Consider the following 23,592-nt stretch of genomic DNA (forward strand, 5'->3'; position numbering starts at 1 on the left):
AGAGGTGGAAGGTGAAGTGCGGTGCGCCGGGAAGGCGGCCTTCCCGGCGGGTGGTCAGCGCTGGAGCACGACCTCGTCAGCGGCTCAGCGGAACGTCCACGAACGAGCCGTTGCCCGTCGGTGCCGCGGACCGGGCCGTGGCACTCGTCGTCGACGGCGCCGGGACGAAGGAGCGCAGCTTCGGGAGGCCCGCCGGCGTCCGGTAGGCGATGACCCAGGTGTTCTCGGCGAGCGACAGCGTCGGGTCCACCTCCGTCTCGTCGGCGTAGGCGGTGATCTCGTGCCACGGCCACCACGCGGTCGAGGCGTGGGCCTGCTGACCGGTGCGGTAGGTGAAGCCGTCGGTGCCGCGGACGGCCACCTCCAGCGTGCCGGAGGTGGGTGCCAGGACGGCGCTGGGCGGGCCCGCCGCCGTGACGCCCGGCGAGAGCTCACCGAGGACCGGCGTCCACGTGCCGTTGGCCGCGGAGCTGTGGGTGTAGACCTTGCCGTCTGTCCTGCGGGCGAACAGTTGCAGGACGCCGCCGTCCAGCGCGACCGCGGCGGCGGGACCGGTGTTGCCCGTGCCGCCGATGTTCTGCCACACAACGGTTTCCGTGGTCGGCGTCAGCGCCGTGGTGCCGTACGTGCCGTCGGTGCGCAACGCGACGACCTTGATCGTGTTGTCGACCGCCAGCACGGTGAGCTGACCGGTCGGGCGGGGTTCGCCGGTCTGGAACGACTGGCCCTTCACCCGCGACCACGGGAGCAGGTCGCCGTTCGCGGTCTTCTGCGACCGCGTCCAGAGGAAGCCGTCCTTGTCCACGGCCACGTACGAGACGAGGCCGTTGATGCGCACGAGCTGCGGCGGCGACTGCATCCGGCCGCCCAGGTCGGCGAGACCGCCGAACGAGGCCCCCGGCTGGGCCTGGAAGGCGCCGCGGGCGTCGGAGTCCTCGGTGTGCGCCGCGATCCGCAGCGACTGGTCCTGGTTGTCCACGATGGACGGAACACCGGTGAGGTTCGTGACACCGGGGAACGTCTCGAAGCCGTTGGGGCCGCCGGAGAGGCTGCGCACCTCGGCGTGGACGAGCATGCCGTCCTTCGCGACGTAGGCGTACTGCAGGTAGCCGTTGGACGTCTTGGTGAGCGCCGCGGCGGCCAGCCGGTTCCGCGGCACGACCGGGCGGTCCGGGTTCGGCTCCGGGGTGCGGACGCAGTTGTCGGTCAGCGCGAACACGGACAGGTCGTCGTGCCAGCCGTTGCCGACCTCCCGGCCGAAGCCGGTGACCGGGTCGCCCTGCCAGGTGCCGTTCGTCTCGTCGTAGCGGTACCAGAGCAGCTGGCCGGTGTCCGGTCGCGTGCCGTACAGCACGTCGCCGCCGGGGGAGAAGACGCGGCTGAACATCTGCCAGCCGAAGCCGACCGGCTTCGCGTACTCGAGCCAGCGCTGCGACGGCGCGTGGTAGCGGAAGCGGAACAGCTCACCGGCGGAACCGGCCTTGCGGGCGTAGACCACACCGTTGCCCGCGGCCGTGATGAGGTCGTACTGCTCCCAGCCGGTGTCGATGACCGCGGCGGCCCAGGCGCCGCCCGACTCGTCGTACGAGCGCCAGCGCAGGTTGCCTGCCTTGTCCACGTCGTAGAAGTGGCCGAGCGGGTCGACCGTGACCCTGTTCTTGAAGTTCGCGTCGGCGTGGTCCTGCCAGTCGTCGGCGATCTTGCGCCCGCTGCCGCCGTCCTCCCAGCCGGTGTTCGGGTCCAGCCGGAAGCGCCAGAGCTCCCCGTTCTCCTTGACGTCGTAGACCCGGCGGTCGGGGCCGCCGAACGCCCGCGACGCCCAGCCGGAGCCGACCTGGTTCCACTGGTTCCACTGCGCGGCACCGGTTTCCGGTTCCTGGTGCGGGTAGAGCCACAGGTTGCCGTCCGGGTAGACGGTGAAGATCAGCGCCTCGGAGTTGCACCTCAGGTAGTCGTCGGCCGCGTGGGCGACGACGGACGTGCCCGGTGCCACGACGGTGCCGAGCACCGCCGCCAGCGCGACGGCGATGGACGTGCTTCTTCTTCGCGACAGCTCAGGTCGCATCGATCCCCCCAGGGCATGTGTGAAGTTGGGCGATGGCCCGCGCCCCTCCCTTGGCCCGTGCACCGCGCACGAAGCATGCGGCGCGCACCCCGCCCACCGCAAGGGGCTTGCTTTCCGCGGCGCCGGAACGCATCCTGTGCGCTGCGTCGTGTCCGACCTGGGGAGGTGCCGGGCAAGGCGGCCTGGGTGGACACATGGGGGGATTCGACGTGGCCGAACCGCGGTTCTTCAGCATGCCCGGAAAACGGGCGCCGGGCAGCCGCGGCCGGCGTGCCGGTCTGGCCGGACTCGTGGGTGTGTTGGTGCTCACCATCGCCGGTCCCGCGCTCGCGGAGGTCTTCCCGGAGGCGTTGCAGCGCACCATCGCCGCGATGGGCCCGGCGTCCGGGCCCGGACAGCAGTGGGGTGACGCGGCCGCCGCGAACGGCGACCCGGCGGCGAACAGGGCAGACCCCCGGTCGTTGCAGGCGGAGTACCAGCCCGTGAAGGGCCAGGACACACCGTCCGCGAAGGACAACCCCACCGAGGTCGTCACGAGGGAACGCGGCGCCGTCCGCGGGTTCGACGCCGCCACGAGCAAGGAGCTCGCCGACCGGCGAACCGAGACGAGCCGCACGTTCGGCAACGCCGACGGCACCGAGACCACCGAGGTCAGCCAGGAGCCGATCAACCACCGCGGGCCGGACGGCAGCTGGGCACCGGTCGACCCGAGCCTGGTGGCCGCGGGCGGCGGCTGGCGCAACGCCTCGGACAGCGTCGACATCAGGCTCGCCGCCGCGGCCGACGCCACGCCGCTCGTGCGGTACGCCCTCGACGGCGACCACGAGCTCGGCTTCTCCCTGCGCGGGTCCGCCGCGTCCGCCGGGCAGGTGAGCGGCTCCTCGGTGACCTACCCCGCCGTCCAGCCGCGGGTCGACCTCAGGTTCGACGTCAGCGCGGGCACGGTCAAGGAGTCCATCGTCCTGCACTCCGCGGACACGCCGCGGACGTTCGACTTCCCGTTGCACCTCAAGGGACTCACGCCGCGCATCAGCAACGGCAAGCTGGAGCTCACCGGCCGTGACGGGAAGGTCGCCGCCGTCGTGCCCGCCGGGTTCATGGTCGACGCCCACGACGGCCCCGCCGGTGGCGTCCAGTCGAAGGGCGTGCGGTACGAGCTGGCCGGACAGGTGCTGCGGGTCACGCTCGACGACGCGTGGCTCCGAGACCCGGCGCGCAAGTACCCGGTCGTGGTCGACCCGACGGTGACCACGCCGGAGTCCGGCCACACCATGTACGTGCAGCGCGTCGGCAGCTCGTCGAACACCAGCTACTCCGACGGGGCCCAGCTGCGCGCGGGCACCGTGGTCGACAACGGCACGCGGATCAACGCCGCCACCTACCTCGACTTCTCCGGCATCGAGAACACCCTGCGCAACCACCGGATCTTCGGCGCCACCCTCGGCCTCACCAACGAGTGGTCGTACTCCTGCGGCGCCCGGCCGGTGTCGGTGCACCCGGTCACGCAGGGCTGGAACGCGTTCGCCGGCACGTACCCCTACCCCGGCCCCGCCTACGGTGGTGAGCTGGCGAGCTCGTCGTTCGCCTACGGCTACATCGCGCCGGGCAGCTCGCGGTCGAACTGCCCGCAGGCCACCGCCGCGATCGACCTCGGCGCCGCCGGTCGCGACCTCGTGCAGCGCTGGGTGACCGGCCAGCAGGCCAACTACGGCCTCACGGTCCGCGCCTCCGAGACCGACGTCTACGGCTGGAAGAAGTTCTACGGTCACGCGACGGCGAACAAGCCGAAGCTCTCGATCACGCACACCCCGTACGACGCCGAGTACCGCTTCGACCGCCCGGTGCCCAAGCCCGCGCTGCTCAAGGGCGGTGTGCCCGGCACGATCGGCATCAGCGTGACGAACCGGGGCGCCACCACGTGGACCCCGGGCGAGTACGTGCTGTCGTACCGCCAGTTCGCCGCCAGCGGTGCGCCCATGGTGCAGGTGAACGACTCCGCGACGCTCACCGGTGACGTCGGCCGCGGGCAGACGGTCGCGCTGGAGGCGAAGATCTTCCCGCCCGCGGACTGGGGCGAGTACACGTTCGAGTTCTCCATGCACCGCAAGGGACACGCGTACTTCGTCGACGAGCAGATCCCGCCCGCGGTGCTCAACCTCGAGATGCAGAACGTGCCGCCGGCGTTGCAGGAGCAGTACCCGCCGAACGGCTACTCGGCACCGACGCTGCGCCCCACGCTGTGGGCCGGCGGCATCGACATCGACAACGGCGGTGCCGGCCTGCAGTACCGGTTCAAGGTCTGCGACAAGGACAACGCTTCGTCCTGTGTGGACTCCGGGTACAGCGCGAACCAGTCGTGGACCGTGCCGGCAGGCGCGTTGCGGTGGAGCAAGACCTACCTGTGGAACGCGTTCGTGAAGGACTCCGGTGGCGCGGAGAGCCAGCCGGTCCAGGGCAGCGCGCTGCTCACCGCCGTGCCGCAGCCGGAGATCACCTCACACCTGGGCAACGCGCCCTACAGCGGCAGCACCGGTGAGGTGGACGCGCAGGTCGGCAACTACCGCACCAGCGCGGTGGACCTGTCGGTCGGCGGTGTCGGGCCCGCGCTCGGCGTGTCCCGCACCTACAACAGCCTCGACCCGCGCCGGAACCTGACGTTCGGCGCCGGTTGGAGCACCCAGTTCGACATGCGGGTCGTCGAGGACACCGACGGCTCCGGCAACGCCGTGGTCACCTACCCGGACGGCCAGCAGGTCCGCTTCGGCCACAACGGCGGCGGCACCTACTCGCCCCCGCCCGGCCGCTACGCCACGTTCTTCCGCAACGACAGCGGCTGGACGCTCGTCGACAAGAACTCGACCGGCTACTTCTTCCGCCCCGACGGCAAGCTGGCCAGGATCGCCGACAACAGCGGTCGCTTCATCGACTTCACCTACGACGCCACCACGGGCCGGCTCACCTCCGCCGGCAACCCCGCCTCCGGTCGCGCGCTGACCTTCACCTGGACCGGCGACGTCGTCACGCAGGTCAGCGCGACCGTCGACGGCACCGAGCTGAAGTGGGCCTACACCTACTCCACCGACCTGCCCGAACGCGGGCGGCGGCTGGAGGAGGTCTGCGACCCGAAGGGCGGCTGCACCACCTACTCCTACGGCTGGGGCTCGCACTACCGCAGCACGGTCCTCGACACCCGGCCCGAGTCCTACTGGACGCTGGGCGAGACCGACGGCTCCGCCAAGGCGCACAGCCAGATCGGCCTCAACCTGGGCAACGACGCGGCCACGTACACCGACGTGACCCGCGGTGTGACCGGTGTGGCCCAGGGCTCACCGGACAGCGCGGTGTCGTTCGACGGCACCAAGTCGCGGGTCACGTTGCCGGACAACGCCATCCGCAAGAACCGCAGCGTCGCCGTCGAGCTGTGGTTCAAGACCACGAAGTCCGGTCCGCTCGCCGCGTTCGCCGACAAGCCGTTCACCGAGAACTCCGCGTTCAACGGCATGTACGTCGGCACGGACGGCAAGCTGCGCGCCCGGTTCACCACCACCGCGGCCACCCAGCCGGCGCCGATCACCACCACGGGCACCGTCAACGACGGCCAGTGGCACCACGTCGTGCTCAGCGCGGACGTCGCCACGCAGGTCCTCTACCTCGACGGCGCCAAGGTCGGCGAGATCGCCGGTGACGTGCAGACGGCGGCGCTGAAGCACGGCCAGCTCGGCGCGGGCAACAGCTCCGGCCCCGCGTGGGGTGCGCCGCAGTGGTTCTTCCAGGGCGAGGTCGACGAGGTCGCCGTCTACGCGCACCCGTTGGGGCTCAACGAGGTCAACGCCCACGTGCAGGCCGCGAAGATGCCCGGCGCCCAGGTGGCGCGGGTGACGTTGCCGAGCGGCCGGGTCGCGGGCGAGGTCCGCTACGACACGGTCCGCGACCGGGTCAGCGAGCAGATCGACCGCAACGGCGGCTCGTGGCGGTTCGGCGCGCCCGCGTTCACCGGCAACGAGCAGAACCCGGTGCGCACGGTCCGGGTCACCGACCCCGGGAACCGCCACCACTTCTACGACTTCGACCCGCTGCGCGGACGCATCCTGCGCTACCTCTCGCCGCTCGGCATGGAGACCCGCAAGGAGGACCGCCCGCCGGGCTCCACGGCACCGGCACCCGGTGAGCCCACCTGCGCGCCGCAGCCGGACGGCAGCTTCTGCGACGTCCCGGTCACCGGTGGCGGTGGTTTCGTGAACGTCGAGTTCCAGGGCGTGCGGAACTTCTCCTACGACGAGGCCGGGTTCCAGACGACGATCACCGACGAGGTCGGCAACCAGGTCGTCCTGGCGCACGACCCCCGCGGCAACGTCAAGTCCCGCAAGACCTGCCGCCGTGCCGCGGACTGCCAGGTCGCCCACTACACCTACTACCTCAACCCGGCCGACCTGACCGACCCGCGCAACGACAAGGTGATCGAGCACCGCGACGGGCGGTCGGCCGGCGCGACCGACAACACCTACCTCACCCGGTACTCCTACGACCCCAAGGGCCGGCTGCTGGAGCAGGTGACCGCGGACAACGCGTCCGTGAAGCACACCTACACCGATGGCAGCTCCGCGGCCGTCGGCGGCGGCAACGAACCGGCCGGACTGGTGAAGACCAGCCGCGACCCGATGGGCGCCGTCACGACGTACCTGTACCACCGCAACGGTGACGTGGCCGAGGTCCGGTCGCCGAGCGGTCTGCGGCAGGTCTCGACGTACGACGCGCTGGGCCGCAAGGTCACCGGCAAGACCATCTCCGACGCCTACCCCAACGGGCTGCTGACGACGTACAGGTACGACGAGCGTTCTCGGCTCGTGCGCGTCACGGCACCCGGTGTCGTGAACGTGCTCACCGGCAAGACGCACGTCCTGCAGACGTCCCTGGAGTACGACGCCGACGGCAACCAGACGAGGGTGTCGCGCGCCGACCTCACCGGCGGCGACCCGACCCGGGAGACGTTCACCCACTACGACTCGCGCGGCCGGGTCGAGCGGGTGGTCGACGCCGAGGGCGGGGAGATCTCGCTGGGGTACGACTCCTTCGGCAACACCACGTTCGTCGTCAACGCGGACGGCGTGCGCACCGAGTTCGCCTACACCGCCCGCAACGCGGTGTCCGAGGTGCGGCTGCGCGGCTGGAACGGCGACCCCGAGGGCGCGCCGGCGCTGCCCAACGGCTACCTCGTGGTGCAGCGCAACAGCTACGACCGGGCCGGCCGGCTCACCCGCACCACCGACGCCATGAACCGCACCGAGGTGCGCGACTACTACGGCGACGACCTGCTGTTCTCCCGCAAGCTGCTGGGAGCGGGCACGGGGACCGGCGCACCGCCGAAGATCGACCTGGAGACGAACTCCTACGACGGCGCCGGCAACCTCGTCGAACGCCGCCAGCCCGGCAACCTCGTCACGAAGTACACCTACGACGCCGTCGGCCGCACGCTCACCACCGTGGACGACCCCGGCGGCCTGGACCGGCGCACCGCGTTCGCCTACAACCTGAACGGCGGCATCACCCAGGTCACCCGCACCGGCAACACCTCCAACGCGGGGCAGCTGCAGAGCGGCACCGCGGAGGTCGTCGACTACGGCTACGACGCCTTCGGCCGGCGCACGTCGGAGGACGTGCGCCTGAACACCGGCCGACTGCGCACCACGTGGGAGTACGACCAGCGCGGTCTCGTGCGCAAGGTCGTGCCACCGCGCGGCAACGAACCGGGCGCCAGCGCCGCCGCGTTCACGACCGACCTGACCTACGACGAGGCCGGCCGCCTGGTCGGCACGACCTCGCCCGCCGTCTCCGTCGTGACCGCCGAGAACGACCCCGCGACCGTGCGGCCCGTGACGAAGATCGGCTACAACGCGTTCGGCGAGTCGCAGCAGGCGCAGGACGCCAACGGCGTCGTGCACCGCTCCGAGGTCGACCGGCTGGGCCGGACCGTCAAGTCCTCCGCGCCCTCCTACACACCGCCCGGTGCGTCGCAGCCGGTCGAGGGCTTCTCCACGGCGCGGTACGACGGCAACGGCAACGTGCTGGAGACCGTCGACGCGCGCGGTGCGTCGACGACGTTCGAGTACGACCAGATGGGCCGCGTGGTGAAGACCACCGGCCCGGCCGGCAGCGTCGTGCGGACCTACACCAGGACCGGCGAGCTGCTGTCCACCGTGGACGAGAGCGGTGCGCGCACCGAGTCGACCTACGACGTGTTCGGCCGCCTCGCCACGAGCACCGTGCTGGAGCGGTCGCCCGCCAAGACCCTGACGAGCACCTACTCCTACAACGCGGCCAACCGCCTGGAGAAGGTCAGGTCGCCGCTGGGCGCCGAGTCGAAGCTGGAGTACGACGTGCTCGGCTCGCTCGTCCGCAGCACCGACCCCGCCGGTGTCGTCAACTCCTTCGGCTACGACCTCGCGGGCCGCCGGATCAAGGTGGCCGACGGCGCCGGCCGCGCCACGTTCACCGGGTACGACCAGGCGGGCCGGGTCGAGTCGGTCCGCCGCCTCAGTGCGTCCGGCGGGCTGGTCAGCCGTTCGACGTTCGTCCACGACGCCGCCGGCAACCTGACCACCGCCACCGACCCGCTGGGCCGCAAGACCACCTACGCCCACGACGCGCTGAACCGCACCGTCGGCCAGGTCGAGCCGGTCTCCGACACCGAGTCGATCACCACGTCCTCCGGCTACGACTCGGCCGGCAACCGCACGCGGTTCGTCGACGGCCGCGGCAACCGCACCGCCTACACCTACAACACGCTCGGCCTGCCGGAGTCCACGATCGAGGCGGCGACGGCGGAGCACCCCGCTCCGGCCGACCGCACGTGGACCACGACCTACAACGCGGCCGGCGACCCCGTGTCCGAACGCGCGCCGGGCGGTGTCGTCCGCACCCGCACGTTCGACCCGCTGGGCCGGCTGACGAAGGAGACCGGCTCGGGCGCCGAGGCGGCCACCACCGACCGCGGCTACGACTACGACGCGCTGGGCCGCCTGGTCGGCTCGTCCAGCGCGGGCGGCACCGACACGTTCACCTACAACGACCGCGGCCTGCTGCTGACGTCGTCCGGACCGGGCGGCACCGCGTCGCGCGAGTACGACGACGACGGCAACCTGACCGCGCGCACCGACGCATCGGGCACCTCCCGGTTCACCTACCTGCTCGGGCGGACCCAGTCCGTGCAGGACGGCGTGACCGGTCTGACGCAGACCTTCGGCTACGACACCGCAGGCCTGCTGAAGACGCTCGACATGGGCAACGGCCGCACGCGCACCTACGACTACGACGACGGCGGCCGCCTGGCCAAGGACACCGTCGCCGGCGCCGCGTCCGTCGCCTACACCTACGACCGCGCCGACCGGGTGCTCACGAAGACCTCGACCGGCACGACGGCCGCCGGTCAGCAGACCTACGACTACGACCACTCGGGCCGCCTGAAGTCCTGGACCTCACCGGCCGGAACGGTCTCGTACGGCTGGGACGCCGCGGGCAACCGCACCCGCGCGGGCGACGCCCAGTCGACCTACGACGAACGCAACCGCCTCCGCACCGAGAACGGAGCGGTGGTCTCCCACAACGCGCGCGGCGGCGTGACCTCCCGTGCGGGTGTCACGGCCTCGTTCGACGCCTTCGACCGCATGGTGAGCCAAGGCGCGCAGACGTACACGTACGACGCGTTGGACCGCGTGACCAAGCGCAACGACAAGTCGTTCCAGTACAGCGGCACGTCCAGCGCGGTCGTGTCGGACGGCACCGCGGTCTACGGCCGCGACGCCTCCGGCTCGGTCCTCGCCATCGGCCAGGGCACCGACAAGAAGCTCGCCGTCTCCGACCGGCACGGCGACGTCGTCGGCACCCTCGACCCGGCCGGCACCATGACGTCGCTGGCCGACTCGACCGCCTACGACCCGTTCGGCGTGGTCACCTCCGGCGCCAAGCGCGCGGTCGGTTTCCAGGGCGAGTGGACCGACCCGGCCTCCGGCACGGTCAACATGGCCGCGCGCTGGTACAACCCGGGCAGCGGCGGCTTCGAGTCACGCGACTCGTGGACCCTGCCGGCCGCTCCGTCCGGCATGGCCAACCGCTACTCCTACGGGCTCGGGTCGCCGGTGAACCACGTCGATCCGACGGGCCACTACCCGTGCAAGGGCTTCGGCGGCGGCAACCCGTGCGGCGACGACAGCGGTGGCGGTCTCTGCATCCTCATGCCGATGCTGTGCTCGTGGTTCCCCGGCGGTGGCACCCACGAGGACCCCGGTGTCGGTGGCAGCAACCAGTCCAGCAGCAACCAGGGCAGCAGCAACCCGAGCAACAACAGGAAGAACAACAACTCGAACCAGCGCAGGACCCAGCAGCAGACCGACCCGTCGGTCAACGCCCGCAAGCAGGCCCAGGACTACGGCCGCCGCAACCCGTTGCCGGTGCCGGAGGCGATGACCCAGCCGTCGTTCAGCGGTGACCGCAAGCCGCCGGTGTCGTCGGCGCCCGACCGGCGTTCGGAAGTCGCGAGCACGTACTCGAACCCGGTCAACGACGTGAACAACAGCTACCGCAAGCTCGAAATGCTGCTCGTGGTGCCCTCGAACGCCCTGATCGGCTCGGTGTCGCTCGCGTCGTCCGGCCCAGGCGAGATGACGTCGGTGCACTGGCGTCAGGACCGCGACCGCGATCCCGACGGCGTGCGGCCGCCCAAGGAGTGCGACCCCGACACCTACCTCAACCACAACGACCTGTGCCCTGCCGGCTCCGTGCCGCCGACGCCGCCGGACCCGCTCGCCGGCTGCGACTCGAACACCAAGGCCAACAAGCCGGAGCTTTGCGGGCAAGGCGGCTTCACGATGTGGGACCTCTTCGGAGGTGAGATCGAGGCCACAGCCGCCTGCGTGCAGGACCCCGGCGTCACCTGGGCATGCGGTCTCGCCGCCGCAGGTGTGGTCCTCGCCGTCATACCGTGGGGGAAGATCTTCAAACGCGCCGGCAGCGGTGTGGTGCGGCTGAGTCCGCTGGAACGGGCTGCGAGCCCGACGCTCACGGACTTGGACGAGGTCGCCGCGCACCTCGGCAAGCTCGACCACTTGCCGAGCAACGACCTCATGATCGGCCGAATCAGGGGCAACCTCCAGGCGGGAAGGCCGCTTCCGCAGAGCCAGACGAACTTCATGCGGCACGAGCTCACGGAGTCCGGACTCATGCAGCAGGGCATGAAGTACGAAGACGCGCACGAGCTGGCGCTCAAGACCCACGACCCCGGTAAGAACTACGACGTTGACATCATCGACAACGACCCGTCGTTCGGCCTGTGGTGGCGCAAGCAGAACGGCCTGCCGCCGAGGAAGTGAGATGTCGGCATGATCGAAGTAGATATCCAGGGCCGCGGTGTGGTCGCGGTGGAGTTCGGCCGGATGAGCGCTCCACTGCTGGCGGACGACTGGCTCATCGACCGTTCCTCCGCGACCGCCACCGGTGCGGCGGGCAGCACCGTCGTGACCGTGGAGCTGTTGCGGCGGTTCGGCGGCGTCGCTCCGAGGGCGTTGCTCGGAGCGACCTACACACCACTCGGTGCAGAGGCGTCGGCGGGTGTGCTGGAGGTGCGGGTGCCCCGCGCCGCCACGTCGGCCGGCGGCGAAATCACCTGCGCGTCCCGGCTGTGGAAGAACCCGTTCGAGGTGGGCCTGCCGGAGGACTTCCCGGAAGGGGCCTTGAAAGGCGTTCTCTCCGGTGGGGCGGAGCTGCCCGCCGGAACGCTGGTGGTCGACCAGGCAGGCTTCGACGAGATGAACTCGTCGGCGTTCGCCTTCGAACAGGCGGGCGCACTGCTGCGCCGGGTCCTGTCGGCCTCGATGCGTGGGGAAGACGTCGAGGCCGTGGTGGTCAGGACGATGCAGAAGTGGTGACGGAGGACCTGGCGAGGTAGGCGGGCAGCGGCACCGGCCGTCGTCGTAGGCTGATCACCGTGCAACGCTGGCGCGGACTGGATCACCTCCCCGGCGGCTGGGGCCGCTGCGTGGTCACCATCGGTGTGTTCGACGGGGTCCACAGGGGGCATCAGGCGCTCATCGGCCGGGCCGTCGAGCTCGCGCGGGAGCGGGGGCTGCCGGGTGTCCTCATGACGTTCGACCCCCATCCGTCCGAAGTGGTCCGGCCGGGCAGCCACCCCGCCCAGCTCACGACGCTGCGGCGCAGGGCCCAGCTGGTCGAGGAGCTCGGGGTCGACCACTTCGTGGTGGTGCCGTTCAGCCTGGAGACCAGCCGGATGCCGGCGGACGAGTTCGTGCACGAGGTGCTGGTCGAGAAGCTGCACGCGGCGGCTGTCGTGGTGGGTGAGAACTTCACCTTCGGGCACAGGGCGGCGGGTAACGTCGCGATGCTGCGCCAGCTGGGGCAGCGGTTCGGCTTTGTGACCGAGGGGGCTGATCTGGTGTCCGCTGACGACGTGACCTACTCGTCGACCTACATCCGCGCGTGCATCGACGCCGGTGACGTGAAGGCCGCCGCGGAGGCGCTGGGGCGGCCGCACCGGCTGGAGGGGATCGTCGTCAAGGGCGACGGGCGGGGCAAGGACCTGGGGTTCCCCACCGCGAACCTGTCGACACCCCGGTTCGCGGCCGTGCCCGCGGACGGGATCTACGCCTGCTGGTTCACCGACGCCAAGGGACGGACGCTCAAGGCCGCCGTCTCGGTCGGCACGAACCCGACGTTCTCGGGACGGGAACGGCGGGTCGAGGCGTTCGTGCTGGACGTGGACGAGGACTACTACGGCCAGCGGGTCGCCGTGGACTTCGTGGAACGGCTCCGCGAGATGGAGAAGTACGACTCCGTCGAGGCGCTCCTGGAGCAGATGCACCGGGATGTAGACCGAACGAGGGAACTGCTCACCGAGTCGTGACCGTCAGATGGCACGAAGAGCGCATATGACGGCCTTCGTGCTGGCAGGATGCGGGTCGAAGCAGGCTACGGGAGAGGCCAAGGTGGAGGACCACAAGATCGTTCAGCGCAACCTCGCCCTCCAGCGGGAGTGGTACGGGGAACCCCTGGGAGACCGGGTGAGGCGCTTGGTCGTGGCCTTCAACGTGTCGCAGGCGCAGCTGGCCGACGTGCTGGGGATCAGCGCGCCCATGCTCAGCCAGGTCATGAGCGGGCGGCGGGCCAAGATCGGCAACCCGGCCGTGCTCGCGCGGATGATCATGCTGGAGCGCAAGGTGCTCACGCCGGACGTGGCGACCGGGGCGCCGGAGGCGTTGCAGCGCGCGCTCGACGACGTGCGCGACTCCAAGCCGACCGTGTCGCGCGACTCGCTGCCGGTCAACGGCGACGAGAGCGTCGCGTACCCGGTGCTGCGCCGCGTCGCCGACCGGGTCGAGCTGCAGCAGGCAGCCGACCTCCTGCACGAGGACTTCCCCGCGATCGCCGAGCTGTTCCGCCGCGCCATCCGGGCCGCCGGGCCCCGGTGAGGTTCTTCACCGCCCTCTTCCCGCCCCGGCACGTGGTCGACGAGCTCGACGCCGTGCTGGACCGTTCGCTCGACATCGGGTGGACGAACTCCGGGAAATGGCACATCACGCTCTGCTTTCACGGCGAAAGCGCTGATGAGGAACGTTTCCGGGCACTCGCGGGACATCCCGCGCCGCAACTGCGGGTGAAGGGCTTCGGCGACTTCCGCGGCACGGTCCTGTGGGCGGGAATCGACGGCGACTTAAATGGGTTGGCACGGGCGGCGGGCGCGGACGACAATTGGAAAGCGCACCTGACGTTGGCCTACGGGTATCGGGGCCAGCCGATGCCGGCCTTCGAGAGCAGCCCGTGGACGCCGGCCGAGGCGGTGCTCGTGAGCAGCGCAGACGGCGTCTACTCGCCCGTGGCACGGGTGGGGTTGCGCACGTCAACGCGCCGTTGAGCGGTGTGCCTGATAACCTTCGCAGTTGGGTCTGGCTGCGGTCCGTGGCGGCCAGTACCGGCTACCCCGGCCAGCAATTCGGCGGGCGTGGGGCCGCACGGACCTGAACAAGTAGGAGAACCACCCAGTGGCACTGTCCACGGAGCAGAAGAAGACCATCCTCGGTGAGTACGGTCTGCACGACAGCGACACCGGCTCGACCGAGGCGCAGGTCGCGCTCCTGAGCAAGCGCATCGCCGACCTCACGGAGCACCTCAAGCAGCACAAGCACGACCACCACTCCCGCCGTGGTCTTCTGCTGATGGTCGGCCGTCGCCGCCGTCTGCTGAACTACCTGACCAAGGTGGACATCAACCGCTACCGCGCGCTGATCCAGCGCCTCGGTCTGCGCAGGTGATACCCGCCGAGGGGGAGTGACCGGCCGGTCGCTCCCCCTCGGCGCACAACCGGGTGTATACAGACCCCTGGTTGCAAAGAGGAACAAAACAGGGCCCGCATCGCGCGAAGCAGTTATCGCCGGTCCTCGGTAGTGGCCCTCTGGTGGAACGCCCCAGAGGACTTCGATCGAAGACCGGCCTCGTCAGAACGCGTGTTGCGGTGTCCCAAAAGACGAGGAGAAACACTTATATGACGGACATCGAAGTTCACGAGGCGACTGCCGTGATCGACAACGGCAAGTTCGGCTCGCGCACGATCCGCTTCGAGACCGGGCGCCTGGCGCGCCAGGCCGCGGGCAGCGTGGTCGCGTACCTGGACGACGACACGATGCTGCTCTCCGCCACCACGGCGTCGAAGCAGCCGAAGGAGCACTTCGACTTCTTCCCCCTCACGGTGGACGTCGAGGAGCGCATGTACGCCGCGGGCCGCATCCCCGGCTCGTTCTTCCGGCGTGAGGGCCGTCCGAGCACGGACGCCATCCTGACCTGCCGCCTGATCGACCGTCCGCTGCGCCCGTCCTTCGTGGACGGTCTGCGCAACGAGATCCAGGTCGTCATCACGGTCATGAGCCTCAACCCGGCCGACCTGTACGACGTCGTGGCGATCAACGCCGCGTCCGCGTCGACGCAGCTCGCCGGCCTGCCGTTCTCCGGCCCGATCGGTGGCGTCCGCGTCGCTCTGATCGAGGGCCAGTGGGTGGCGTTCCCGACCCACGAGCAGCTCGAGAAGGCCGTGTTCGACATGGTCGTCGCGGGCCGCGTGGTCGACTCCGGCGACGTCGCGATCATGATGGTCGAGGCGGAGGCCACCGAGAACGTGATCGACCTGATCGGCGAGGGCGCCGTCGCCCCCACCGAGGAGGTCGTGGCCGCTGGCCTCGAGGCCGCGAAGCCGTTCATCAAGGTCCTCTGCGAGGCGCAGGCGCAGCTCGCGCAGGTCGCCGCCAAGGAGACCGGTGAGTACCCGACGTTCCCGGCCTACCAGGCCGACGCGTTCGAGGCCGTCGAGTCGGCCGCCTCCGGCGAGCTCGCCCAGGCGCTGACCATCGCGGGCAAGGCCGAGCGCGAGAACAAGCTCGACGAGATCAAGGCCGCCACGCTGGACAAGCTGGCCGAGCAGTTCGAGGGCCGCGAGAAGGAGATCGGCGCGGCGTTCCGCTCGCTCACCAAGAAGCTGGTCCGCCAGCGGATCCTGCGCGACCAGGTGCGCATCGACGGCCGCGGTGTCACCGACATCCGCGACCTGGGTGCCGAGGTCGCCGTGATCCCGAGGACGCACGGCTCGGCGCTGTTCGAGCGCGGCGAGACCCAGATCCTGGGTGTCACCACGCTGAACATGCTGCGCATGGAGCAGCAGATCGACTCGCTGTCCCCCGAGACGCACAAGCGCTACCTGCACCACTACAACTTCCCGCCCTACTCGACCGGTGAGACCGGCCGCGTGGGCTCGCCGAAGCGCCGCGAGATCGGCCACGGCGCACTGGCCGAGCGCGCGCTCATGCCGGTGCTGCCGAAGCGGGACGAGTTCCCCTACGCGATCCGCCAGGTGTCCGAGGCGCTGGGCTCCAACGGCTCGACGTCCATGGGCTCGGTCTGCGCCTCGACGCTGTCGCTGCTCAACGCCGGTGTCCCGCTGAAGGCCCCGGTCTCCGGCATCGCGATGGGCCTCGTGTCCGACGAGGTCGACGGTGAGACCCGCTACGTGGCGCTGACCGACATCCTCGGTGCCGAGGACGCGTTCGGCGACATGGACTTCAAGGTCGCGGGCACCAAGGAGTTCGTGACGGCGCTGCAGCTCGACACGAAGCTCGACGGCATCCCGTCCGAGGTGCTGGCGGCGGCGCTGGGCCAGGCCCGCGACGCGCGCTACACCATCCTGGAGGTCATGGCCGAGGCCATCTCCGACCCGGACGAGATGAGCGCCTTCGCTCCGCGCGTCACGTCGGTCAAGATTCCGACCGACAAGATCGGCGAGGTCATCGGCCCGAAGGGCAAGATGATCAACTCGATCACCGAGCAGACCGGTGCCGACATCTCCATCGAGGACGACGGCACGATCTACGTCGGTGCGGCGGACGGCCCCTCGGCCGAGGCCGCGATCGACATGATCAACGCGATCGCGAACCCGCAGCTGCCGAAGGTCGGCGAGCGCTTCCTGGGCACCGTGGTGAAGACCGCGGCGTTCGGCGCGTTCGTCTCGCTGCTGCCCGGCAAGGACGGCCTCGTCCACATCTCGAAGCTGGGCAACGGCAAGCGCATCGCGAAGGTGGAAGACGTCGTCAAGGTCGGCGACAAGCTCCGCGTCGAGATCGCCGACATCGACCAGCGCGGCAAGATCAGCCTGGTGGTCGTGAACGAGGACGCCGCCGAGGCGCCCGCGTCCGACGCCACCGAGGCGCCCGCTGCCACCGAGGCCGCTGAGGCGGCTCCCGCGCAGTGAGCACGACTGACAACAACGTGACGGCCGCGGGTGCATCCACCCGCGGCCGTCCGCGTACTCCAGCGCTGGGGCACCTGCAGAAGCCGGGCAGCACGCGGGTGCTCGAGACCTCCGCGGGCTCCGAGGTGCGGCGCAGCATGCTGCCCTCGGGGCTGCGGGTCATCACCGAACGCATCCCCGGCGTGCGGTCCGCCTCGGTCGGGCTGTGGGTGCAGGTCGGGTCGCGCGACGAGCGCCCGGCGGTCGCGGGCGCGGCGCACTACCTGGAACACCTGCTGTTCAAGGGAACGGCGCGGCGTTCGGCGGCGGCGATCGCGGAGGAGATCGACGCGGTCGGTGGCGAGCTGAACGCGTTCACCGCCAAGGAGCACACCTGCTACTACGCGCACGTCCTCGACGAGGACCTGCCGCTGGCGGTGGACCTGGTGGCGGACGTGGTGTTCGAGGCGTTGTGCGCGCCGCGGGACTTCGAGACCGAACGCGGTGTCGTGCTCGAAGAGATCGCGATGCGCGACGACGACCCCGAGGACCTGCTGCACGACGCGTTCATCGAAGCGTTGTTCGGCGGGCACGCGCTGGGCCGTCCGGTGCTGGGCACCGAGAAGTCCATCCAGGACATGGAACGGGACAACCTGTACTCGTTCTACAAGAAGAACTACACGTTGCCGCGCATGGTGTTCGCCGTCGCGGGCAACATCGAGCACGCGCACGTCATGCGCCTGGTGCGCAAGGCGATCGGTGACCGGCTGTCGCGGGAGGGCAGCGCGGTCGCACCGCGGGCGGGCCGGGCGCGCATCGCCGACGCCCGCAAGCTGGTGCTGCACACCGACGACACCGAGCAGGCGCACCTTATGCTCGGCATGAAGGGCCTCGACCGCCACGACGAGCGCCGGTTCGCGTTGAACGTGCTGAACGCGGCGGTCGGCGGCGGCATGAGCTCGCGGCTGTTCCAGGAGGTCCGCGAACGCCGCGGCCTCGCCTACCAGGTGTACTCGTCGGTCGGCATGTACGCCGACACGGGCACGTTCGCCGTGTACGCGGGCTGCCAGCCGGACCGCCTCGGCGACGTCGCCGGCGTGATCCGCGAGGTGCTGGTGGACGTGGCGCGCGGTGGCCTGTCCGACGCCGAGGTGGCCCGTGGCAAGGGCCAGCTGCGCGGCGGGCTGGTGCTGGGCCTGGAGGACACGAGCTCGCGCATGTCGCGGATCGGCAAGTCCGAGCTGAACTACGGCGACCACCTGAGCGTCGAGGCGACGCTCGCGCGGATCGACGCGGTCACCGCCGAGGAAGTGGCGCTGCTCGCACGTGATCTGCTGCGCCGACCGGTCGCCGCCGCGGTGGTCGGTCCCTACGATCATGCCGACGATCTGCCGGACCAGGTACACGAGGTGATTGCATGATTCGCGTCGGTGTTCTCGGCGCGCGGGGCCGCATGGGCTCCGAGGTGGTCCGCGCCGTCGAAGCGGCGAAGGACATGGAGGTCGTGGCGGCACTCGACGCCGACGACCCGTTGCCGGCCCTGGTGGACGCGGGCGCTCAGGTCGTCGTCGACTTCACGCACCCGGACGTCGTGCTGGGGAACCTGGAGTTCTGCATCGGCGCCGGAATCCACTGCGTCGTCGGCACTTCCGGCTTCGACCAGTCCCGTTTGGACGCCGTGGCGGCACTGCTCGCCGACCAGCCGTCGGTCGGTGTGCTGATCGCGCCGAACTTCGGCATCGGCGCGGTGCTGCTGATGCGCTTCTCGGAGATCGCGGCCCGCTACTACGAGTCGGCGGAGATCATCGAGCTGCACCACCCGCGCAAGGCCGACGCGCCTTCGGGCACGGCCGCGCACACGGCCCGGCTGATCGCGGCGGCCCGCGAGGGCATGGACCCGATGCCCGACGCGACCACGCAGGAGGAGCCGGGTGCCCGTGGCGCCGTCGTCGACGGCGTGCGCGTCCACTCGCTGCGCATCTCCGGCATGATCGCGCACCAGGAGGTCGTGTTCGGCGGCGAGAGCGAGACGCTGACGCTGCGCCAGGACTCGTTGCACCGCACGTCGTTCATGCCGGGGGTGGTGCTCGGGGTGCGGGAGATCGTCTCGCGGCCGGGGCTCGCGGTCGGTCTCGACAAGTACCTGGACCTGTGAAGACCCGGATCACCGTGGGGCTGCTGATCGCGGCCCTCGCGGTGTACTTCGTGCTGCTGGCCGGCCGTGCCGTGGCGTTGCTGCGCACCGGTGACGTGGTGGCGGTGCTGCTCGGCGTCGGCGTGCTGATCCTGCCGCTGCTCGGTGTGTGGCTCGTGTACTCGAACCTGCGGTTCGGGTGGGAGACCGAGAGGATGGCCCGCGAGCTCGACGCGGACGGGCTGCTGCCGGACGTCTCGCACCTGCCGCGCCGTCCGTCCGGGCGGGTCGACCGGGATGCCGCGGACGCGTGGTTCGAGGAGCGGCGCGGTGAGGTCGAGACCTCGCCCGACGACTGGCGCGCCTGGTTCCGGCTGGCGTACGCGTACGACGTCGCCGGGGACCGCGGCCGGGCCCGGGAGACGATGAAGAAGGCGATCCAGCTGCACTCCTGACCTCGTCGGGGTGCTGGACACGGTGAGACGCAGGGGTTCCCGCAACGGGGACCCCTGCGTTCGTTTGTGCGGGTGAAAGCGGCCCTCGACCGGCGAGCAGGCACGTGCACAATTGACAAAAAAGCTTTGAACGTTCAAAGTTGTTTTTGCGATGAGAGACGTCATCTACCTGGACCGGATGGAGCAGGCCGAGACCCTGCTCAAGCCGCAGCGGATCGAAGTGCTGCGGCAGCTCGCCGCGCCGCGGTCGTGCACCGAGGTCGCCGAGGTGCTGGAGCAGACGCCGCAGCGGGTGCACTACCACGTGAAGCAGCTGGTCAAGGCCGGGTTGGCCGTTCAGGTCGCCGAACGCAAGGTGCGCGGGGTGCACGAGGGGCTCTACCAGGCGGTGGCGCGGTCGTACTGGCTGTCGCCCGCGCTGGTGGGGCGGATCGGGACCAGGGACGAGCTGGCGCTGGGGCACCTCGTGGACCTGGCCGAGCAGGTGCAGTCGGACATCGCGGCGCTCGACCGGGACGGGGAGCTGCCGTCGGTCGGGGTGTCGGGGGAGATCCGCGTGCGGCCGGAGGACCGGCAGCGGTTCCTGGCCGAGCTGCAGACGACGTTGCAGGAGCTGTTCACCCGTTATGGCGGGGACGAGGGTGATGCGTTCCGCGTTGCCCTCGCCTGCTATCCGAAGGGAGACAACCGATGAGCACGGGAGTGGTGCGCGTTCGGGCACGGGCTTCGGTCAAGCGCGTGCGGGAGGCGTTGATGAGGGCCGGCGAGCTGCGCGTGTGGCTGGCGGAGCACGCCGAGGTGGACCTGGAGCGCGGCGTCTTCGAGTTCTGGGGGCGGTTCACGCCGGAGGGGGAGCGGGGTCGGCAGAAGCTGCTCGGGTTCGACGAGCGGTCGGTGCGGTTCTCGTGGTTCCTGCACGGCGAGGAGCACACGGTGGAGCTGTCCGTCGAGGAACGGGACGGGGAGACCGTTGTCGCCGCCGCGCAGTCGCCGTACCCGGAGTGGGGCGAGGCGATCGTGGACGAGGTGCACGCCGGGGTCGAGCAGACGTTCTGGTCGTTCATGCTCGCGAACCTCGTCGAGCACGTCGAAGGGCGCGAGGTGTTCGGGTTCTGCGACTTCTCGACGTCCGAGCAGCGGTTCGAGGTCGACATCGCGGCGCCGGCCGCGCGGATCATCGACGCGTTGACCGACATGGAGAAGTTCCAGCGGTGGTTCGGGGCGCGGGCGTCCATCGAGCCGCACGTCGGCGGCCGGTGGGCCATGGGGAGCTTCGACGACGAACCGAACCCCGGCAAGGTCCTCGCGCTCGACGAGAACCGGTTCGCGATCGAGTTCCCGGACGGGATGGTGTCGTCGTGGGAGCTCGCCGAGTCGGGCGGGAAGACGCACCTGACGTTCGTGCAGAGCGGGTTCGATCCGGAGCGGCCGCCGTACGGGTCGTGGATGGGCTGGCTCAGCGGGTTCGCGGACCTGCGGCGGATGCTGGAGATCCCGGACTGGAAGCCGATGTGGCACTCCGTGGAGGTGCCGGGACTGCCGGATGGCGTGCTCGTGCTCGAATGATCGGGCGTGAAACGGCGGGTGAGAGCTGGATCATCCGGCTCTCACCCGTTTGCACGTGGCTTTGTCCGGTGCGGGCTCGCTAGTTTGAGGCACGTGCTGAAGGAGACCCGTGTTGTGTTCGCCGCGCTCGTGATCGCGTTCTCGGTGGCGGTGTCGATCGTGTTCGGCTAGAGCCACGCCATGATCAGGCCGGGTGAGGCGCACAGGAGGCTGAACCTGGCGAACCGGCCGACCAGCCCGGTGACCACGAAGACCAGCGTGGACATCCCGGCGAGGCCGGCGAGGACGCTCGTCGCCATGAACGGCGGCAGACCCACCAGCGAGCTGACAGCGTGGGTGCCGGCCATCCAGTTCGGGTGCGCCCGGCACTTCACGTGGATCCAGTCGCCCCACCGGTGCATGCGGGTGCCCTCGCCGAACCAGCGCTGCGCCAGCGTTGGCTTCGTGCGCTCTTTCTTCTTGCGGTGCAACCACTTCGGCAGCTGGATGTCACCGCGCGCCGCGTAGAAGTACACCAGCTTGCCCAGCACCTGGCCGACGGCGACGACGAGCCCGACCACCCAGAACGGGAGGCCCGGCCAGCGCGCGCCAAGCCCCACCACCCACGCTTCGATGCTGATGAAGGGGAGGAGCGCGGAGCCGAGAGCGATGCCGAAGGTGAGGCCCACCAAGCCGAACACCCGCCCGAGGCTACACAGTTCTCAGTCGCCGAGTCGGACCTCGAGCGGACCGGACAGCCGCACCTCGCGCAACGGACGACCGCCCGCGTCCAGGGTGCGCACCGTGCCGTCACCCGTCCAGCCCAGTCGCTCGTAGAAGTTCCGCGACGCCTTGTCGGCCTCGGGGACCCACGCGATCCCCCTGGTGGCGCCTGCTTTCGCAAGCTCGCGGCACGCTTCGGCGACGAGCCGGGTGCCGTGGCCGCGGCGGCCCCAGCGGGGTTCGGTGAGCACGCTCAGCAACGCGGTCGTCGCGGCGTCCTCGGGCAGCGACCCGTCCGCCCTGGCGACCTCGTCGTCCGGGGCCTTGGTCGCCACGGCGAAACCGACGGTCCATTCGCCCTCAGTCGCCACGAGCACGGCGCCGTTCTGCACGGCCAGCGACCACGCCTCGTCCGTGTCGAGCGTGCTCAGCACGTCTTCCGGCAGCAGTTGCGCGTAGGCGAGGCGCCAGGTCTCGCGGTGGATGCGGATGATCTCCGGAACGTCGTTCGCGGTGGCGGTGTGCACGCCGGCGTCGGCCATTGCCGCACCTTATCGGCCGTCCCCCGGAGAATTGTCAGGGGTGCGTGGCAGCATCGACGGGGTGCAGAGGATGAGTGCGGACGTCGCCCGGCGGATCGCCCTGGGGGCGCAGGGTTTCACGGACGGGCGGCCGTCAGCGGCCACGCGCAGGCACCTGCAGCGCGTGCTGTCGCGGGTGCAGCTGTTGCAGATCGACTCGGTGAACGTGGCGGTGCGCGCGCACTACATGCCGTTGTTCTCGCGACTGGGTGCGTACGAACCGGTGCTGCTGGACGACGCGGCGTGGACGCATTCGGCGCGCAGGCCGCGGATGCTGGTGGAGACGTGGGCGCACGAGGCGTCGCTGGTGCCGGTGGCCGACTGGCCGCTGTTCCACTCCGGGGCGAAGAAGCGCGGCTGGTGGCAGAACTACCAGACGATCGTGGACCGTTCGCCCCAGCTCGTGGACGAGGTGCTGGCGGCGGTCAAGGAGCTCGGCCCGATCGGCGCAGGCGCGCTGGAGAAGGCGCTGATGGGCGACACGGGCCGGGCGAAGGGTCCGTGGTGGGACTGGTCGGAGGTCAAGCGGATCTGCGAGGTGCTGTTCGGCGTCGGCGTGCTGACGACGGGCACGCGGCGCGGCTTCGAACGGCTCTACGACCTCACCGAGCGGGTCATCCCGCCGGACGTGCTGGCGCGGCGGCTGAGTCCGGAGGAGGGCGCGCGTGAGCTGGTCACGCGGGCGGCGGTGGCGCTGGGCGTCGCCACGGAACCGGACCTGCGCGACTACTACCGGCTCGACCCGCGGCGCTCGCAGGCGGCGGTGGCCGAGCTGGCGCAGGAGGGCGTGCTGGAGCCGGTGGCGGTCGACGGCTGGCGCGGTCCTGCCTACCGGCACGTCGAGGCGAAGGCGCCGCGCCGGGTGACCGGGCGGGCGCTGCTGTGCCCGTTCGACCCGCTGATCTGGGAACGGGCCCGCACCGAGCGGATCTTCGGCTTCCGGTACCGCATCGAGATCTACGTGCCGGAGCCGCGGCGGGTGCACGGCTACTACGTGTTCCCGTTCCTGCTGGACGGCCGGCTGGTGGCGCGGGTCGACCTCAAGGCGGACCGGGCGGCGGGGGTGCTGCGGGTGCAGTCGGCGTTCGCGGAACCGGAGGTGGACCGGCCGCGCGTGGCGGCGGAGCTGGCGGCCGAGCTCGCGCACATGGCGGAGTGGCTGGGCCTGGAGGACGTGCTGGTCGTGCCGAAGGGAGATCTGGCAGGCGAACTGGCGGCCGCGCAGGCGTGAAGCGCGGAGCGTACAAATAACGGCTGACAGATGTTGAAATCTGTCAGTCCAAGGTGCATAGTCGACCTCAGCCACAGAGGAGGAG

Annotated in this window: 16 protein-coding genes; 13 read left to right on the plus strand and 3 right to left on the minus strand. The window is 70.4% G+C overall.

Going from position 1 to position 23,592, the window contains the following annotated elements:
- Positions 1 to 76: 76 nt before the first annotated feature.
- Entirely contained in the window at positions 77 to 2,065 is a 1,989-nt protein-coding gene (locus tag ACZ7CH_RS29860) for a tachylectin-related carbohydrate-binding protein (RefSeq protein ID WP_470375464.1), read from the minus strand.
- A 194-nt stretch (positions 2,066 to 2,259) separates the two neighbouring features.
- Here ACZ7CH_RS29860 and ACZ7CH_RS29865 point away from each other — a divergent pair, with 194 nt between their 5' ends.
- From ACZ7CH_RS29865 to ACZ7CH_RS29920, 12 genes are all read left to right on the plus strand, one after another.
- Positions 2,260 to 11,427, plus strand: coding sequence for a LamG-like jellyroll fold domain-containing protein (locus ACZ7CH_RS29865; RefSeq protein ID WP_470375465.1), 9,168 nt, complete (start codon positions 2,260 to 2,262; stop codon positions 11,425 to 11,427).
- A gap of 9 nt (positions 11,428 to 11,436) precedes the next feature.
- Positions 11,437 to 11,982 carry a hypothetical protein gene (locus ACZ7CH_RS29870; protein ID WP_470375466.1) on the plus strand — a complete coding sequence of 182 codons (546 nt, stop codon included), beginning with the start codon at positions 11,437 to 11,439 and terminating at the stop codon, positions 11,980 to 11,982.
- Positions 11,983 to 12,041: 59 nt separating this feature from the next.
- Positions 12,042 to 12,974, plus strand: coding sequence for a bifunctional riboflavin kinase/FAD synthetase (locus tag ACZ7CH_RS29875; protein WP_360390699.1), 933 nt, complete (start codon positions 12,042 to 12,044; stop codon positions 12,972 to 12,974).
- 82 nt (positions 12,975 to 13,056) lie between these two features.
- Positions 13,057 to 13,539 carry a helix-turn-helix domain-containing protein gene (locus ACZ7CH_RS29880; protein WP_360390696.1) on the plus strand — a complete coding sequence of 161 codons (483 nt, stop codon included), beginning with the start codon at positions 13,057 to 13,059 and terminating at the stop codon, positions 13,537 to 13,539.
- A gap of 32 nt (positions 13,540 to 13,571) precedes the next feature.
- Positions 13,572 to 13,982, plus strand: a complete 411-nt coding sequence (locus ACZ7CH_RS29885) for a 2'-5' RNA ligase family protein (protein ID WP_470375467.1) — start codon at positions 13,572 to 13,574, stop codon at positions 13,980 to 13,982.
- Positions 13,983 to 14,109: 127 nt separating this feature from the next.
- Positions 14,110 to 14,379 (plus strand): 30S ribosomal protein S15, encoded by a 270-nt coding sequence (gene rpsO, locus ACZ7CH_RS29890; RefSeq protein ID WP_360390691.1) that lies wholly within the window; start codon positions 14,110 to 14,112, stop codon positions 14,377 to 14,379.
- A gap of 230 nt (positions 14,380 to 14,609) precedes the next feature.
- Positions 14,610 to 16,859 carry a polyribonucleotide nucleotidyltransferase gene (locus ACZ7CH_RS29895; protein WP_470370724.1) on the plus strand — a complete coding sequence of 750 codons (2,250 nt, stop codon included), beginning with the start codon at positions 14,610 to 14,612 and terminating at the stop codon, positions 16,857 to 16,859.
- A complete protein-coding gene (locus ACZ7CH_RS29900; RefSeq protein ID WP_458430691.1) occupies positions 16,856 to 18,259 on the plus strand; it encodes a M16 family metallopeptidase in 1,404 nt (467 codons plus the stop codon). The genes ACZ7CH_RS29895 and ACZ7CH_RS29900 overlap by 4 nt, the downstream gene beginning before the upstream one ends.
- Positions 18,256 to 18,993: a 4-hydroxy-tetrahydrodipicolinate reductase gene (dapB, locus tag ACZ7CH_RS29905; protein ID WP_360390682.1), complete on the plus strand. Its 738-nt coding sequence runs from the start codon at positions 18,256 to 18,258 to the stop codon at positions 18,991 to 18,993. The genes ACZ7CH_RS29900 and dapB overlap by 4 nt, the downstream gene beginning before the upstream one ends.
- Complete coding sequence (locus ACZ7CH_RS29910; RefSeq protein WP_360390680.1) at positions 18,990 to 19,427, plus strand: hypothetical protein; 438 nt, start codon at positions 18,990 to 18,992, stop codon at positions 19,425 to 19,427. Before dapB ends, ACZ7CH_RS29910 begins: the two co-directional genes overlap by 4 nt.
- Before the next feature lie 151 nt (positions 19,428 to 19,578).
- Entirely contained in the window at positions 19,579 to 20,121 is a 543-nt protein-coding gene (locus ACZ7CH_RS29915; RefSeq protein ID WP_360390677.1) for a helix-turn-helix domain-containing protein, read from the plus strand.
- A complete protein-coding gene (locus ACZ7CH_RS29920; RefSeq protein WP_470375468.1) occupies positions 20,118 to 20,993 on the plus strand; it encodes an SRPBCC family protein in 876 nt (291 codons plus the stop codon). Before ACZ7CH_RS29915 ends, ACZ7CH_RS29920 begins: the two co-directional genes overlap by 4 nt.
- Positions 20,994 to 21,160: 167 nt before the next feature.
- Here ACZ7CH_RS29920 and ACZ7CH_RS29925 read toward each other — a convergent pair whose 3' ends face one another.
- Positions 21,161 to 21,673, minus strand: coding sequence for a hypothetical protein (locus tag ACZ7CH_RS29925; protein WP_360390672.1), 513 nt, complete (start codon positions 21,671 to 21,673; stop codon positions 21,161 to 21,163).
- A gap of 21 nt (positions 21,674 to 21,694) precedes the next feature.
- Positions 21,695 to 22,237: a GNAT family N-acetyltransferase gene (locus ACZ7CH_RS29930; RefSeq protein WP_470375469.1), complete on the minus strand. Its 543-nt coding sequence runs from the start codon at positions 22,235 to 22,237 to the stop codon at positions 21,695 to 21,697.
- 70 nt (positions 22,238 to 22,307) lie between these two features.
- Between ACZ7CH_RS29930 and ACZ7CH_RS29935 the strand changes: the two genes are divergently transcribed.
- Positions 22,308 to 23,507, plus strand: a complete 1,200-nt coding sequence (locus tag ACZ7CH_RS29935; RefSeq protein ID WP_360390667.1) for a winged helix-turn-helix domain-containing protein — start codon at positions 22,308 to 22,310, stop codon at positions 23,505 to 23,507.
- The last annotated feature ends 85 nt before the right edge of the window (positions 23,508 to 23,592 follow it).

Source organism: Lentzea sp. NPDC037011 (assembly GCF_055607425.1).